General features: G+C 61.5%; 15 protein-coding genes. 14 read left to right on the forward strand and 1 reads right to left on the reverse strand.

Features of this window, described 5'->3' with window-relative positions; genetic code table 11:
* Window positions 1-39: 39 nt before the first annotated feature.
* Window positions 40-531 carry a hypothetical protein gene (locus tag G9X68_RS24495; protein WP_171604601.1) on the reverse strand — a complete coding sequence of 164 codons (492 nt, stop codon included), beginning with the start codon at window positions 529-531 and terminating at the stop codon, window positions 40-42.
* Window positions 532-846: 315 nt separating this feature from the next.
* On the opposite strand from G9X68_RS24495, the gene sdhC reads away from it, so the two are divergent.
* From sdhC to odhB, 14 genes are all read left to right on the forward strand, one after another.
* On the forward strand, window positions 847-1,242 hold the full coding sequence (gene sdhC / locus G9X68_RS24500; protein ID WP_012559217.1) for a succinate dehydrogenase, cytochrome b556 subunit: 396 nt from the start codon (window positions 847-849) through the stop codon (window positions 1,240-1,242).
* A 10-nt stretch (window positions 1,243-1,252) separates the two neighbouring features.
* Window positions 1,253-1,633 carry a succinate dehydrogenase, hydrophobic membrane anchor protein gene (sdhD, locus tag G9X68_RS24505; protein WP_171604602.1) on the forward strand — a complete coding sequence of 127 codons (381 nt, stop codon included), beginning with the start codon at window positions 1,253-1,255 and terminating at the stop codon, window positions 1,631-1,633.
* A 6-nt stretch (window positions 1,634-1,639) separates the two neighbouring features.
* The gene (gene sdhA, locus G9X68_RS24510; protein ID WP_171604603.1) at window positions 1,640-3,481 is read left to right on the forward strand and encodes a succinate dehydrogenase flavoprotein subunit; all 1,842 of its coding nucleotides are present in this window, start codon (window positions 1,640-1,642) and stop codon (window positions 3,479-3,481) included.
* A gap of 1 nt (window position 3,482) precedes the next feature.
* The gene (locus G9X68_RS24515) at window positions 3,483-3,824 is read left to right on the forward strand and encodes a succinate dehydrogenase (protein ID WP_171604604.1); all 342 of its coding nucleotides are present in this window, start codon (window positions 3,483-3,485) and stop codon (window positions 3,822-3,824) included.
* A gap of 9 nt (window positions 3,825-3,833) precedes the next feature.
* The gene (locus tag G9X68_RS24520; protein WP_088677571.1) at window positions 3,834-4,613 is read left to right on the forward strand and encodes a succinate dehydrogenase iron-sulfur subunit; all 780 of its coding nucleotides are present in this window, start codon (window positions 3,834-3,836) and stop codon (window positions 4,611-4,613) included.
* A gap of 15 nt (window positions 4,614-4,628) precedes the next feature.
* The gene (locus G9X68_RS24525; protein ID WP_244956240.1) at window positions 4,629-4,862 is read left to right on the forward strand and encodes a hypothetical protein; all 234 of its coding nucleotides are present in this window, start codon (window positions 4,629-4,631) and stop codon (window positions 4,860-4,862) included.
* Window positions 4,863-4,998: 136 nt separating this feature from the next.
* Window positions 4,999-5,514 (forward strand): protease inhibitor Inh/omp19 family protein, encoded by a 516-nt coding sequence (locus G9X68_RS24530; RefSeq protein WP_171604605.1) that lies wholly within the window; start codon window positions 4,999-5,001, stop codon window positions 5,512-5,514.
* 47 nt (window positions 5,515-5,561) lie between these two features.
* On the forward strand, window positions 5,562-6,725 hold the full coding sequence (gene zapE / locus G9X68_RS24535) for a cell division protein ZapE (RefSeq protein ID WP_171604606.1): 1,164 nt from the start codon (window positions 5,562-5,564) through the stop codon (window positions 6,723-6,725).
* Between the two features lie 176 nt (window positions 6,726-6,901).
* Window positions 6,902-7,864: a malate dehydrogenase gene (mdh, locus tag G9X68_RS24540; RefSeq protein ID WP_003543522.1), complete on the forward strand. Its 963-nt coding sequence runs from the start codon at window positions 6,902-6,904 to the stop codon at window positions 7,862-7,864.
* A gap of 36 nt (window positions 7,865-7,900) precedes the next feature.
* On the forward strand, window positions 7,901-9,094 hold the full coding sequence (sucC, locus tag G9X68_RS24545; RefSeq protein WP_171604607.1) for an ADP-forming succinate--CoA ligase subunit beta: 1,194 nt from the start codon (window positions 7,901-7,903) through the stop codon (window positions 9,092-9,094).
* Window positions 9,095-9,113: 19 nt separating this feature from the next.
* Window positions 9,114-10,016, forward strand: a complete 903-nt coding sequence (gene sucD / locus G9X68_RS24550) for a succinate--CoA ligase subunit alpha (protein ID WP_065281498.1) — start codon at window positions 9,114-9,116, stop codon at window positions 10,014-10,016.
* 171 nt (window positions 10,017-10,187) lie between these two features.
* Window positions 10,188-13,172, forward strand: coding sequence for a 2-oxoglutarate dehydrogenase E1 component (locus G9X68_RS24555; RefSeq protein WP_171604608.1), 2,985 nt, complete (start codon window positions 10,188-10,190; stop codon window positions 13,170-13,172).
* A 15-nt stretch (window positions 13,173-13,187) separates the two neighbouring features.
* Window positions 13,188-13,496 (forward strand): YciI family protein, encoded by a 309-nt coding sequence (locus tag G9X68_RS24560; protein WP_011653809.1) that lies wholly within the window; start codon window positions 13,188-13,190, stop codon window positions 13,494-13,496.
* Window positions 13,497-13,535: 39 nt separating this feature from the next.
* A complete protein-coding gene (gene odhB, locus G9X68_RS24565) occupies window positions 13,536-14,810 on the forward strand; it encodes a 2-oxoglutarate dehydrogenase complex dihydrolipoyllysine-residue succinyltransferase (RefSeq protein ID WP_171604609.1) in 1,275 nt (424 codons plus the stop codon).
* The last annotated feature ends 12 nt before the right edge of the window (window positions 14,811-14,822 follow it).

The following is a 14,822-nucleotide window of genomic DNA, read 5'->3' on the forward strand; positions in this document are numbered from 1 at the left end:
CGTTGTCGCAAAACCGCGGCACACTTTGCGCGACATGCTCTAAGGCCGGATGACGCAGACATTGGCCTCATAGGCACAGGGATCGTCCTGCACTGCAATATCGATGACTTTCGCTTTCGGGGCCAGCGGCTCAGGCCGCGCGGGAGGATAGAAGCCATAGCGCTCGCCACCGACATAGGTTCCGCCATCGGCCTGATAGACGTAAGACGTACCAGCATAGGTGTCGCCGCGGTCACTCTGCGCCTGGGGTACGACGACGATGATATTGTTGCGGGTGACGCGATTGGTCGCCGGCGATGAAAACTGTTTCAGGAACGGCATCCGTTCTTTGCGGTTCCGATATCGATAGGCATTGTCGAAACGGATGCCGCGATTGCGCCAGTTCACACGTTCGCCGAGAAGCAGTCCGCCATGAAAAGCGTGGCGGTGGTCGGAAAAGCGACGATCATGACGGCGGTCGCCGGCTTCGGCGGGAAGTGCAGCGAGTGCGGACAGGGCAAGCAGGGCGACTGCGGACAGACTGCGAAACATGGGTGGCCGGCCTCCGGAATTCCGATCCCTAACAAATCGTTAACGCCAGATTGCGCCAAAAGGCGGCGCTTGTCCATTCAGGTCCGACAACCGGCACAAAATTTGAGCGGAAGAGACCAGTTTCTTTAGCCTGCAAACTTCCCGGTAACGCGAATCGATTAAATTAAAAGCAGACAGCGATTGTGCTTGTCGTCGGCGTTCCCGGTGATTAAACGTCGCAATTGATGCAACGCACACAGAGAATTTTGTCATTCGTGTGGTTGACTGAGCATGCTCCGAAATCCGGGAGCGCAGAGAAGCCGCCGCGAGGTTCTGATGGCGAACGTGACAAATAACCGGCCCCTATCGCCGCATCTGCAAATCTACAAGCCTATTCCCACCATGGTCATGTCCATCGTCCACCGCATTACCGGCGGCGCGCTCTACGTCGGCACGCTGCTCGTCGCCTGGTGGCTGATCGCGGCGGCAAGCGGCCAGGGCTCCTATGACTGGGCCAACTGGGTGCTCGGCAGCCTTCTCGGCAAGCTCGTGCTTCTCGGCTATACCTGGGCGCTGCTGCACCACATGCTCGGCGGCTTCCGCCACTTCATGTGGGATCTCGGCTATGGCTTCGGGAAAGAATTCTCGACCAAGCTCGCCATCGCCAACATCATCGGGTCGCTCTGTCTGACCGTGCTGGTCTGGGTGATCGGCTTCCTCATTCGCTTCTGAAGGTCCTCTCATGGATATGCGCACCCCCCTCGGCAAGGTTCGCGGGCTCGGCTCCGCCAAGGACGGCACGGACCATTTCTGGCGCCAGCGGCTGACGGCCGTCGCCAATGTTCCGCTCATCCTGTTCTTCGTCATCTTCATGCTCGCCTATGCCGGCGCGCCCTATGCGGATGTGGTTCGCGCGCTGTCGAACCCCTTCGTCGCGGTCGTCATGGGGCTGATGGTGATCTCCGGAGTCATTCACATGAGGCTCGGCATGCAGGTCATCATCGAGGATTACGTGCATGGCGAGTTCGGCAAGATCGCTCTCCTGATGCTGAACACGTTCTTTGCGATCCTGATTGCCGGCCTCTGTCTCTTCGCCATTCTGAAAATCGCATTCGTAGGATAGACTGACATGGCACCGACTTCACCCGCCCAGAATGGCAAAGCCTACAAGTATGTCGATCACTCCTACGACGTGATCGTCGTCGGCGCCGGCGGCGCCGGGCTGCGCGCCACGCTCGGCATGGCCGAGCAGGGTTTCCGCACGGCCTGCATCACCAAGGTCTTCCCGACCCGCTCGCACACGGTCGCGGCCCAGGGCGGCATCGCCGCTTCGCTGCGCAACATGACGCCGGATAGCTGGCAGTGGCACCTCTACGACACCGTCAAGGGTTCCGACTGGCTCGGCGACGTTGACGCCATGCAATATCTCACTATGGAAGCGCCGAAGGCGGTCTATGAGCTCGAGCATTACGGCGTGCCGTTCTCGCGCAACGAGGAAGGCAAGATCTATCAGCGCCCGTTCGGCGGCCATATGCAGAATTACGGCGAAGGCCCGCCGGTACAGCGCACCTGCGCCGTCGCCGACCGTACCGGCCACGCCATCCTGCATACGCTTTACGGCCAGTCGCTGCGCAACAATGCCGAATTCTTCATCGAGTATTTCGCGCTCGACCTGATCATGTCGGAAGACGGCAGCCGCTGCATCGGCGTCGTCGCCTGGTGCCTCGATGACGGCACGATCCACCGCTTCGCCGCCAAGATGGTAGTGCTGGCGACCGGCGGCTACGGCCGCGCCTATTTCTCGGCAACATCAGCCCATACCTGCACCGGCGACGGCGGAGGCATGGTGGCGCGCGCCGGCCTGCCGCTGCAGGACATGGAATTCGTCCAGTTCCATCCGACCGGCATTTACGGTTCGGGCTGTCTGATCACCGAAGGCGCGCGCGGCGAAGGCGGCTATCTCGTCAATTCCGAGGGCGAGCGCTTCATGGAGCGTTACGCGCCTTCGGCCAAGGACCTTGCCTCGCGCGACGTCGTTTCGCGCTGCATGACTCTGGAAATCCGCGAGGGCCGCGGTGTCGGCAAGGCGAAGGACCACATTTTCCTGCATCTCGATCATCTCGATCCGGCCGTTCTTCATGAACGCCTGCCGGGGATTTCCGAGAGCGCTAAGATCTTCGCCGGCGTCGACGTCACGCGCGAGCCGATCCCGGTTCTGCCGACCGTTCACTACAATATGGGCGGCATTCCCACGAATTATTGGGGCGAAGTGCTGAACGCCGACGGTGCCAATCCGGAACGGATCATCCCCGGTCTGATGGCCGTGGGTGAAGCCGGCTGTGCCTCGGTGCACGGCGCCAACCGCCTCGGCTCCAACTCGCTGATCGACCTCGTGGTCTTCGGCCGGGCCGCTGCGATCCGCGCCGGCGAGGTGATCGACCGCGCTGCGCCGATCCCGCATCTCAATGTCGCAGCCTGCGACAAGATCATGGACCGCTTCGACGGTCTGCGTCATGCCAGCGGCGGCACGCCGACGGCGGAACTGCGCGAGAAGATGCAGCGCGCCATGCAGGAAGACGCCGCCGTCTTCCGCACGCAGGAATCGCTGGAATCCGGCTGCCAGCGTATCTCGGCGATCTGGGGCGAGATGAAGGACATCAAGGTCACCGACCGCTCGATGATCTGGAACTCGGATCTGGTCGAGACGCTGGAGCTGCAGAACCTGATGGCCAACGCCATCACGACGATCTACGGCGCCGAGGCCCGCAAGGAGAGCCGCGGTTCGCATGCACGCGAAGACTATACCGAGGGTGCATTCGCCGGCCGCGACGACGTCAACTGGCGCAAACACACGCTCGCCTGGGTCAACGAGGCAGGCGACGTCAAGCTCGACTACCGGCCGGTTCACACCGAGCTCATTGCCGAAGGCATCGATCCGCACAAGATCGAGCCGAAGGCACGTGTATACTAAAATGAAGAAAGCTGTCTTTCTCTCGATTGTCGCGGTTACCTTGATGGTGTCGTCCTCTGCCTTGCCGGCCGATCACTACAAGTTGCGAGCTCCAGGCGGCGTCGGTGCCGCCACAAGTAACGAAGTTGGAGTTTGGAATTCGGCCAAAGCGGCTAAGGCTGCCCACGATTCCCTGGTTGTCGGCAATCAGTTCATGTCCAAGTATCTCGCTTGTGTGGTTCGACCCGGAACTAAAGCAGATGTTTTGGAACGTTCTGGTGCAGTGGCCTTCGTTCGTGCCAGCAACGCTGTGTTCGGCGGTTGCAAGGGTTATGTGAAGACAGAATTCCTGTCGGCAAACTAGGATCTTACTATGGTTGAACTCGCTCTCCCCAAAAACTCCCAGATGCGCGAAGGCAAGGTCTGGCCGAAGCCGGCGGGTGCGACGAACACCCGCGAGTTCCGCGTCTACCGCTGGAGCCCGGACGACGGTCAGAACCCGTCGATCGATACCTTCTACATCGATGTCGACGATTGCGGCCCGATGGTGCTCGACGGTCTGCTCTACATCAAGAACAAGATCGACCCGACGCTCACGCTGCGCCGCTCCTGTCGCGAGGGCATCTGCGGCTCCTGCGCGATGAATATCGACGGCACGAATACGCTCGCCTGCACCAAAGGCCTCGACGATATCAAGGGTGCGGTGAAGATCTATCCGCTGCCGCATCTGCCCGTCGTCAAGGATCTGGTTCCGGACCTCACCAATTTCTATGCCCAGCATCGTTCGATCGAGCCGTGGCTGAAGACGGTGTCGCCGGCGCCGGCCAAGGAATGGAAGCAGAGCCACGAGGACCGGCAGAAGCTCGACGGCCTCTATGAATGCATCCTCTGCGCCTGCTGCTCGACCTCTTGTCCGAGCTATTGGTGGAATGGCGACCGCTATCTCGGTCCGGCCGTTCTGCTGCAGGCCTATCGCTGGCTGATCGATTCCAGAGACGAGGCGACCGGCGAGCGCCTCGACAATCTCGAGGACCCGTTCCGCCTCTATCGCTGCCACACGATCATGAACTGTGCGCAGACCTGCCCGAAGGGCCTCAACCCGGCCAAGGCGATCGCCGAAATCAAGAAGATGATGGTCGAGCGCCGCGTTTGATCAGCCTCGGTACCGATGGCGGGGATAGACGGCTTCGATCCCGAAGCCGTCACCGAGATCAGGTCGTGGCTTGCCTCGGTGCGCGAACAAGGCCTCTGCATCGGTGCTGGTGCAATCCCTCTGCAGGGTGCGCTGGAGCGCCATTCCGGGATATTGGGTGAGTTCGACAGGGATCCTGACAGAGATGAACGCGCGCACCACCTTGCTGACAAATTCTATGTGCAGGAAGTTTTGCAGCGGGACAGTTGAACTGTATCGTTTTTTGGTTAGTTGTTGTCACGGGCAATTTATGCCGCCCGACTTGATTAACCAAAGCGAATTACGATAATCGGACTTGTCTCACGCCCGTTTCTCTACGGCGATGGCCGAATTCAGGAGTATGATGATGCAGTTGCGATATGCGATGACAGGTCTGGTGGTGGTTCTGTCGCTAGCCGGTTGTCAGCGTACGGCATATGATTACAGCTCCAACGCCAGTGCCGGCCCGGCGCCGTTGACGGCGCAGCCCGTTCCCTCGGTGCAGGGCGGGCAGCTTCCGCCGCCGACCGGCAGCTCGCAGTTTCCGGCCGCGCCGACGGCGACGGCGCCGATGCCGGGCGCTCAGCCCGGCGCAATGGCCGCGAATGCGCTCGATATCACCAAGGAATCGATGGTCGGAAGCTGGCGTGTCAACGGCAGCTGCGACATGTTCCTGACGCTGACCAATCTCGGCAGCGGATCGCGCGGCGGAACGCGTGGCTGCGTCGGCGAGCTGACGGCGATGGGCTCCTGGGAGGTCGCCGGCAAGCAGGTGCTGCTCAAGGACCGCTCGGGCAACCAGCTCGGCAGCGTCTACAAGACGGCAGATAACCGTTTTGAGGGACAGACGAGCACAGGCCAGTCGATCAGTCTCAGCCGGTAAATGTTCCGGCGGGTCTCCGCCGTTGACTGACAGGCGGATATGCCCTCATGCAACCAATGCCGGATTATGCGCTCAGCGTCTGCGAACAGCTTAAAGCGCTGACCGCATCGGGCGCGCTCCAGGTCGATTCCGCTCAATTAGACGTGGCAAAGAGCCTCGACCGGGTGCTCGCCGGGCTGAAGCAGCGGCGGCCGGCGGCAAAATCGAGCGCGCTCGGCTGGCTGTTTGCCGCCAAGAAGAAATCCGCCGACGGCATCAAGGGGCTTTATATCCACGGCAGCGTCGGGCGCGGCAAGACCATGCTGATGGACATGTTTTTCGCCATGGCGCCATGCCGGAAGAAACGCCGGGCGCATTTCCACGAATTCATGGCAGATGTGCACAACCGCATCGCGGCGCACCGGCTGAAGCTCAAGAACGGCGAGACCAGGCAGGCCGATCCGATGCCGCCGGTCGCCGCAGCGCTCTACGACGAGGCAGAACTGCTCTGCTTCGACGAGTTCACGGTCACCGACATCGCCGATGCGATGATCCTGTCGCGGCTGTTCTCCGAGCTTTTCGCGCGCGGATGCGTGCTGGTCGCGACCTCGAACGTCGAGCCCGACAATCTCTACCGGGATGGTCTCAATCGCGGCCTCTTCCTGCCCTTCGTCGACTTGCTCAAGCAGCATGTCGATGTCGTCACCCTGGATTCGCCGACCGACTACCGGATGGAGAAGCTAAGCAGCCAGCCGGTCTATCTGGTCCCGATCAACGAGCATAACGACATGGCAATGGATGCGTCCTGGACGCAGGCGCTGCATGGGCGCAAGGCGCAGCCGCTGGATATTCCGATGAAGGGGCGCCACATCCATGTGCCGCTCGCCGTCGACCGCATGGCGCGCTTTACTTTCGCCGATCTTTGCGACAAACCGCTCGGGGCGGTCGACTTCCTGGCCATAGCCGAGCGTTTCGATACGGTCTTCCTCGATCACATTCCGTTGCTCGGGCCGGAAAAGCGGAACCAGATCAAACGGTTTATCATTCTTGTCGATACGTTCTACGATCATGCCGTGCGGCTTTACATTTCCGCGGCGGCCATGCCGGAGGAACTGCTGCTGCACCGCCGCGGTACCGAGGGCTTCGAATTCGACCGCACGGCATCGCGACTGTTCGAAATGCGCAGTGCGGAATATCTTGCGCTGCACCATGAAAAACGCGCCGCAGAGTAACAATTTGGTGACAGAATACCTTACGTTTACGTAAGAATTTTTGTATCTAAACGATTGAAAATGCTGCATCAAAATTAATGGATTGCCATTTTTAGGCTTTGGGTCTATGCGATTGCGTCATTGGGCGGTGCCTTGCGCGTCCGTTCGTCGAATTTGATCGCAAAGGAAACAGCGAAATGGCGCGTAACAAGATCGCACTCATTGGTTCTGGCATGATTGGTGGCACGCTGGCGCACCTCGCCGGCCTGAAGGAACTGGGCGACATCGTTCTCTTCGACATCGCGGACGGCATTCCCCAGGGCAAGGGTCTCGATATTTCCCAGTCATCGCCGGTCGAAGGCTTCGACGTCAATCTGACGGGCGCCAGCGACTATTCCGCGATCGAAGGCGCTGACGTCTGCATCGTCACGGCGGGCGTCGCCCGCAAGCCCGGCATGAGCCGCGATGACCTTCTCGGCATCAACCTCAAGGTCATGGAGCAGGTCGGCGCCGGCATCAAGAAATATGCCCCGAACGCTTTCGTGATCTGCATCACCAATCCGCTCGACGCCATGGTCTGGGCGCTGCAGAAGTTTTCCGGCCTTCCGGCCAACAAGGTCGTCGGCATGGCCGGCGTTCTCGACTCCTCGCGTTTCCGTCTTTTCCTCGCCAAGGAATTCAACGTGTCCGTCCAGGACGTCACGGCCTTCGTTCTCGGCGGCCACGGCGACACGATGGTGCCGCTCGCCCGCTATTCGACGGTCGGCGGCATTCCGCTCACCGATCTCGTCACCATGGGCTGGGTCACCAAAGAGCGCCTCGAAGAGATCATCCAGCGCACCCGTGACGGCGGCGCCGAAATCGTCGGCCTGCTGAAGACCGGCTCGGCCTATTACGCGCCGGCCGCCTCGGCGATCGAGATGGCCGAATCCTACCTCAAGGACAAGAAGCGCGTTCTGCCCTGCGCGGCCCATCTCTCCGGTCAGTACGGCGTCAAGGACATGTATGTCGGCGTTCCCACCGTCATCGGCGCCGGCGGCGTCGAGCGCATCATCGAGATCGATCTCAACAAGACCGAGAAGGAAGCCTTCGACAAGTCCGTCGGCGCCGTCGCCGGTCTCTGCGAAGCCTGCATCAACATCGCGCCTGCCCTCAAGTAGTCGCTGGGCTGAAGTAATCGAAACAGGGATACACCCATGAACATTCATGAATATCAGGCCAAGGCTCTGCTGAAGGGCTATGGCGCGCCGGTTGCCGAAGGTGTGGCTATTCTCAAGGTTGAAGAAGCCGAGGCTGCCGCCAAGTCGCTTCCCGGTCCGCTTTACGTGGTCAAGAGCCAGATCCATGCCGGCGGCCGCGGCAAGGGCAAGTTCAAGGAGCTCGGCCCTGATGCCAAGGGCGGCGTGCGTCTCGCCAAGTCGATCGACGAAGTCGTCGCCCATGCCAAGGAAATGCTGGGCAACACGCTGGTGACGGCGCAGACCGGCGAAGCCGGCAAGCAGGTCAACCGCCTTTACATCGAAGACGGCGCCGACATCGCTCGCGAGCTCTATTGCTCGCTGCTGGTCGACCGCTCGGTCGGTCGCGTGGCTTTCGTGGTCTCCACCGAAGGCGGCATGGACATCGAAGCTGTCGCCCACAACACGCCTGAGAAGATCCAGACGATCGCCATCGATCCGGAAGCCGGCGTGACGGCTGCCGACGTTGCTGCGATCTCCAAGGCTTTTCAGCTCGAGGGTGCTGCCGCCGAAGACGCCAAGACGCTTTTCCCGATGCTCTACAAGGCCTTCGGCGAGAAGGACATGGCTCTGCTGGAGATCAACCCGCTGATCGTCATGAAGGACGGCCACCTGCGCGTCCTCGATGCAAAGATGTCTTTCGATGGCAATGCGCTCTTCCGTCACGACGACGTCAAAGCGCTGCGCGACGAGACCGAAGAAGACGCCAAGGAGATCGAGGCCTCGAAGTGGGATCTCGCCTATGTCGCGCTCGACGGCAACATCGGCTGCATGGTCAATGGTGCAGGCCTTGCCATGGCGACCATGGACATCATCAAGCTCTACGGCAAGGAGCCGGCTAACTTCTGCGACGTCGGCGGCGGCGCCGGCAAGGAGAAGGTTGCTGCAGCTTTCAAGATCATCACCGCAGACCCCAAGGTCGAAGGCATCCTCGTCAACATCTTCGGCGGCATCATGAAGTGCGACGTCATTGCCGAGGGCGTGATTGCCGCGGTCAAGGAAGTCGGCCTCAAGGTTCCGCTCGTCGTGCGCCTTGAGGGCACCAATGTCGAGCTCGGCAAGAAGATCCTGAACGAGTCGGGTCTGGCGATCACGGCGGCTGACGACTTGGACGATGCGGCCAAGAAGATCGTCGCGGCGATCAACGGCTAATTTTGAGGGATCTGAAAGAATGTCTATTCTCGTCAATAAAGACACCAAGGTCCTCGTTCAGGGGCTGACCGGCAAGACCGGCACGTTCCACACCGAACAGGCGCTTGCTTACTACGGCACGCAGATGGTCGGCGGTATCCATCCGAAGAAGGGTGGCGAAACCTGGACCGGCGCAAAGGGCGAAAGCCTGCCGATCTTTGCAACCGTTGCCGAGGGCAAGGAAAAGACCGGCGCCAACGCGACGGTCATCTACGTTCCGCCGGCAGGAGCCGCTGATGCGATCATCGAAGCGATCGACGCCGAGATCCCGTTCATCACCTGCATCACCGAAGGCATACCGGTCATGGACATGGTGCGGGTCAAGGCTCGTCTCGACCGCTCCAAGTCGCGCCTGCTCGGTCCGAACTGCCCGGGTATCATGACGCCGGAAGAGTGCAAGATCGGCATCATGCCGGGTTCGATCTTCCGCAAGGGTTCGGTCGGTATCGTTTCCCGCTCGGGGACGCTGACCTATGAAGCCGTGTTCCAGACCTCCAATGAAGGTCTCGGCCAGACGACGGCCGTCGGCATCGGCGGCGACCCAGTCAAGGGCACCGAGTTCATCGACGTCCTGGAAATGTTCCTGGCCGATGAAGCGACCCAGTCGATCATCATGATCGGCGAAATCGGTGGTGCGGCTGAAGAAGACGCAGCGCAGTTCCTCAAGGACGAAGCCAAGAAGGGCCGCAAGAAGCCGATGGCCGGCTTCATTGCAGGTCGTACGGCGCCGAAGGGCCGCACCATGGGCCATGCCGGCGCTGTGGTTTCCGGCGGCAAGGGCGATGCGGAATCGAAGATCGCGGCGATGGAATCGGCAGGCATCAAGGTATCGCCCTCTCCGGCCCGCCTCGGCAAGACGCTGGTTGAAGTCCTCAAGGGCTAAGCCACCTATATAGACCGGGCGGAGGAACGGCATCTGCGCCTTCCGCCCGGCCTCGACAACACGAGACAGCAGATGCGCCGCGGACAGGCGGCAATCGGAATGCGACAGCCGGCCGTCAAGCCGGCAAATTCATCAAAGTCAGGAGGCGGACGGAAGCGTCCGCATATCACCATGGCACGGCAAGAAGCCAACGAGCAGTTTCAGATCACCTCGTTTCTGGATGGCGCCAACGCTGCCTATATCGAGCAGCTTTACGCGCGGTACGAAGAAGATCCGGCATCGGTCGACGATCAGTGGCGGTCCTTTTTCAAGGCGCTGGAGGAGGATCCCAGCGATGTGAAAAGGGCGGCCAAGGGCGCTTCCTGGCGCAAGAAGAACTGGCCGCTTCAGGCAAGCGGCGATCTCGTCTCGGCGCTCGACGGTGATTGGGGCATCGTCGAAAAGGTCATCGAGACCAAGGTCAAGGCCAAGGCCGAAGCTGCAGGTAAGCCTGCCGACAGCACCGAGGTGCTGCAGGCGACGCGCGATTCCGTGCGTGCCATCATGATGATCCGTGCCTATCGAATGCGCGGCCACCTGCACGCCAAGCTCGACCCGCTCGGCATTGCTGCCGCGGTCGAAGACTATCACGAGCTTTCGCCCGAAAATTACGGCTTCACGGCCGCCGACTACGATCGCAAGATCTTCATCGATAATGTGCTTGGCCTCGAATATGCGACGCTCCGCGAGATGATCGAAATCCTCGAGCGCACCTATTGCTCGACCCTCGGCGTCGAATTCATGCACATCTCCAATCCGGAAGAAAAAGCCTGGATCCAGGAGCGCATCGAAGGACCGGACAAGGGTGTGGCCTTCACGTCGGAAGGCAAGAAGGCGATCCTTGCCAAGCTCGTCGAAGCCGAAGGCTACGAACAGTTCCTCGACGTCAAGTTCAAGGGCACGAAGCGTTTCGGTCTCGACGGCGGCGAATCGCTGATCCCGGCGCTGGAGCAGATCCTCAAGCGCGGTGGTCATCTCGGCCTCAAGGAAGCCGTGTTCGGCATGGCCCATCGCGGCCGCCTCAACGTGCTCTCCCAGGTCATGGGCAAGCCGCACCGGGCGATCTTCCATGAGTTCAAGGGCGGCTCGGCTGCTCCTGATGAAGTCGAGGGCTCGGGTGACGTCAAGTACCATCTCGGCGCCTCTTCCGACCGCGAATTCGACGGCAACAAGATCCACGTTTCGCTGACGGCGAACCCGTCGCATCTCGAAATCGTCGATCCCGTCGTCATGGGCAAGGCCCGCGCCAAGCAGGACATGAATGCCACCGTCTGGGACGGCGACATCATCCCGCTTTCGGAACGCGCCAAGGTGCTGCCGCTGCTGATCCACGGCGACGCGGCCTTTGCCGGCCAGGGTGTCATTGCCGAAATCCTCGGCCTTTCCGGTCTGCGCGGCCACCGCGTTGCCGGCACCATGCACGTGATCATCAACAACCAGATCGGCTTCACCACGAACCCGGCCTTCTCGCGCTCGTCGCCCTATCCGTCCGACGTCGCCAAGATGATCGAGGCGCCGATCCTGCACGTCAACGGCGACGATCCGGAAGCGGTGGTTTATGGGGCGAAGATCGCCACCGAATTCCGCATGAAGTTCCACAAGCCGGTCGTGCTCGACCTGTTCTGCTACCGCCGCTACGGCCACAATGAAGGCGATGAACCGTCCTTCACGCAGCCGAAGATGTACAAGGTGATCCGCGCCCACAAGACCGTGCTGCAGCTCTATGCGGCCCGCCTCGTCGCCGAGGGCCTGCTCACCGACGGTGAAGTCGAGAAGATGAAGGCCGACTGGCGCGCCCATCTCGAGCAGGAGTTCGAAGCCGGCCAGCACTACAAGCCGAACAAGGCCGACTGGCTGGACGGTGAGTGGTCGGGCCTGCGCACGGCCGACAATGCCGACGAGCAGCGCCGCGGCAAGACCGCCGTGCCGATGAAGACGTTGAAGGAGATCGGCCGCAAGCTCTCTGAGATCCCGGCGGGCTTCAACGCGCACCGCACGATCCAGCGCTTCATGGAAAACCGCGCCAACATGATCGCTACCGGCGAGGGTATCGACTGGGCGATGGCCGAAGCGCTCTCCTTCGGCGCGCTCTGCGTCGAAGGCAGCAAGATCCGCCTCTCCGGCCAGGATTGCGAACGCGGCACCTTCTCGCAGCGTCACTCGGTTCTCTACGATCAGGAAACCGAAGAGCGTTACATCCCGCTCGCCAATCTTTCGCCGACGCAGGGGCGCTACGAAGTCATCAATTCGATGCTTTCGGAAGAGGCCGTGCTCGGTTTCGAATATGGCTATTCGCTCGCCCGTCCGAATGCGCTGACGCTCTGGGAAGCGCAGTTCGGCGATTTCGCCAACGGCGCGCAGGTGGTCTTCGACCAGTTCATCTCGTCGGGCGAACGCAAGTGGCTGCGCATGTCGGGCCTCGTCTGCCTGCTGCCGCACGGCTATGAAGGTCAGGGTCCGGAACACTCCTCGGCCCGCCTCGAGCGTTTCCTACAGCTTTGCGCGGAAGACAACATGCAGGTCGCCAACGTCACGACGCCGGCGAACTACTTCCACATCCTGCGCCGGCAGCTGAAGCGCGACTTCCGCAAGCCGCTGATCCTGATGACGCCGAAGTCGCTGCTGCGCCACAAGCGGGCGGTCTCGACGCTTGCCGAAATGGCCGGCGAATCCGCCTTCCATCGCCTGCTCTGGGACGATGCCGAGGTGATCAAGGACGGCCCGATCAAGCTGCAGAAGGATAACAAGATCCGCCGCGTCGTCCTGTGCTCCGGCAAGGTCTATTACGATCTTCTCGAAGAGCGTGAAAAGCGCGGCATCGACGACATCTATCTCCTGCGTGTCGAACAGCTCTATCCGTTCCCGGCAAAGGCGCTGATCAACGAGCTGTCGCGCTTCCGCAATGCCGAGATGGTCTGGTGCCAGGAAGAGCCGAAGAACATGGGCGCATGGTCGTTTATCGACCCCTTCCTCGAATGGGTGCTCGCCCATATCGACGCGAAGTACCAGCGCGTCCGCTATACCGGCCGTCCGGCCGCCGCCTCGCCGGCGACGGGCCTGATGTCCAAGCATCTGTCGCAGCTCGCCGCATTCCTCGAGGATGCATTGGGCGGTTAAAACGAGGGGGGCGCAATGGCTTATTTCTTTCTGAGACTGCAGCCGCCGCGCCCCACTTTCCCGCATGACGGGACCGGGGAGGAAATGGCGGCGATGAAACGCCATGCCGAATACTGGCATCGGAACGCTCTTGCGGGATCGGCGATCATCGTCGGCCCCGTCTTCGAGGGTGAAGGCGCCTGGGGCATGGCGATCGTCGAGGTCGAGGATCAGGCGGCGGCGCAGGTTCTTGCCGACGGCGATCCGATCATCGCTTCCGGTTTCGGTTTCCGCTTCGATATCCTGCCGATGCCCTCGATCATCTCGCGGCCGCCCGCCGTCTGAAACGCATAAACGAAAACACACGAAATCAGGATCTGAACAATGGCCACAGAAATCCGCGTTCCAACTCTCGGTGAATCCGTCAGCGAGGCAACCGTCGGCACCTGGTTCAAGAAGGTCGGCGACGCCATCAAGGCCGACGAGCCGATTCTCGAGCTTGAAACCGACAAGGTGACCATCGAAGTTCCGGCACCCGCCTCCGGCACGCTTTCGGAAATCGTCGTTGCCGCCGGCGAGACCGTCGGCCTCGGCGCTCTGCTCGGCCAGATCGCCGAAGGTGCTGCCGCTGCTGCGGCGCCGGCTGCTGCTGCACCGGCCGCGGCGCCTGCTGCTTCCGCTCCCGCCCAACCGGCCGCCGCTCCGCCCCAGCCGGCGGTTGCCGCTGCTGCTGCGTCGTCATCGAGCGCCTCCGTCTCCACCATGCCGCCGGCACCGGCAGCTTCGAAGATGCTTGCCGAAAACAACCTTTCCGCCGATCAGATCGACGGTAGCGGCAAGCGCGGCCAGGTGCTGAAGGGCGACGTCATCGCCGCCGTTGCCAAGGGCATTTCCGCTCCGGCGGCCGCACCCGCGGCGACGCCTGCCGCCGCGCGCGGCCCGTCGACGGTCGAGGATGCCTCGCGCGAAGAGCGCGTGAAGATGACGCGCCTGCGCCAGACGATCGCCAAGCGCCTCAAGGATGCGCAGAACACCGCCGCCATGCTGACCACCTACAACGAGGTGGACATGAAGGCGGTCATGGATCTGCGCAACAAGTACAAGGACATTTTCGAGAAGAAGCACGGCGTCAAGCTCGGCTTTATGGGCTTCTTCACCAAGGCCGTGACGCATGCGCTGAAGGAACTGCCGGCCGTTAACGCCGAAATCGACGGCACCGACGTCATCTACAAGAACTACTGCCATGTCGGCATGGCCGTCGGCACCGACAAAGGCCTCGTCGTTCCTGTCATCCGCGACGCCGACCAGATGTCGATCGCCGAAATCGAGAAGGAACTCGGCCGTCTTGCCAAGGCAGCCCGTGATGGCTCGCTCTCCATGGCCGACATGCAGGGCGGCACCTTCACCATCACCAATGGCGGCGTCTACGGTTCGCTGATGTCTTCGCCGATCCTCAACGCACCACAGTCCGGCATTCTCGGCATGCACAAGATCCAGGAGCGGCCGGTTGCGATCGGCGGTCAGGTGGTCATCCGTCCGATGATGTATCTGGCGCTGTCCTACGATCACCGCATCGTCGACGGCAAGGAAGCGGTCACCTTCCTCGTGCGCGTCAAGGAAAGCCTGGAAGATCCGGAACGCTTGGTTCTCGATCTCTAAGGGAGCGCTTTC

Origin of the sequence: Rhizobium changzhiense (genome assembly GCF_013087625.1) — a bacterium.
Taxonomy (GTDB): Bacteria; Pseudomonadota; Alphaproteobacteria; order Rhizobiales; family Rhizobiaceae; genus Rhizobium; species Rhizobium sophorae.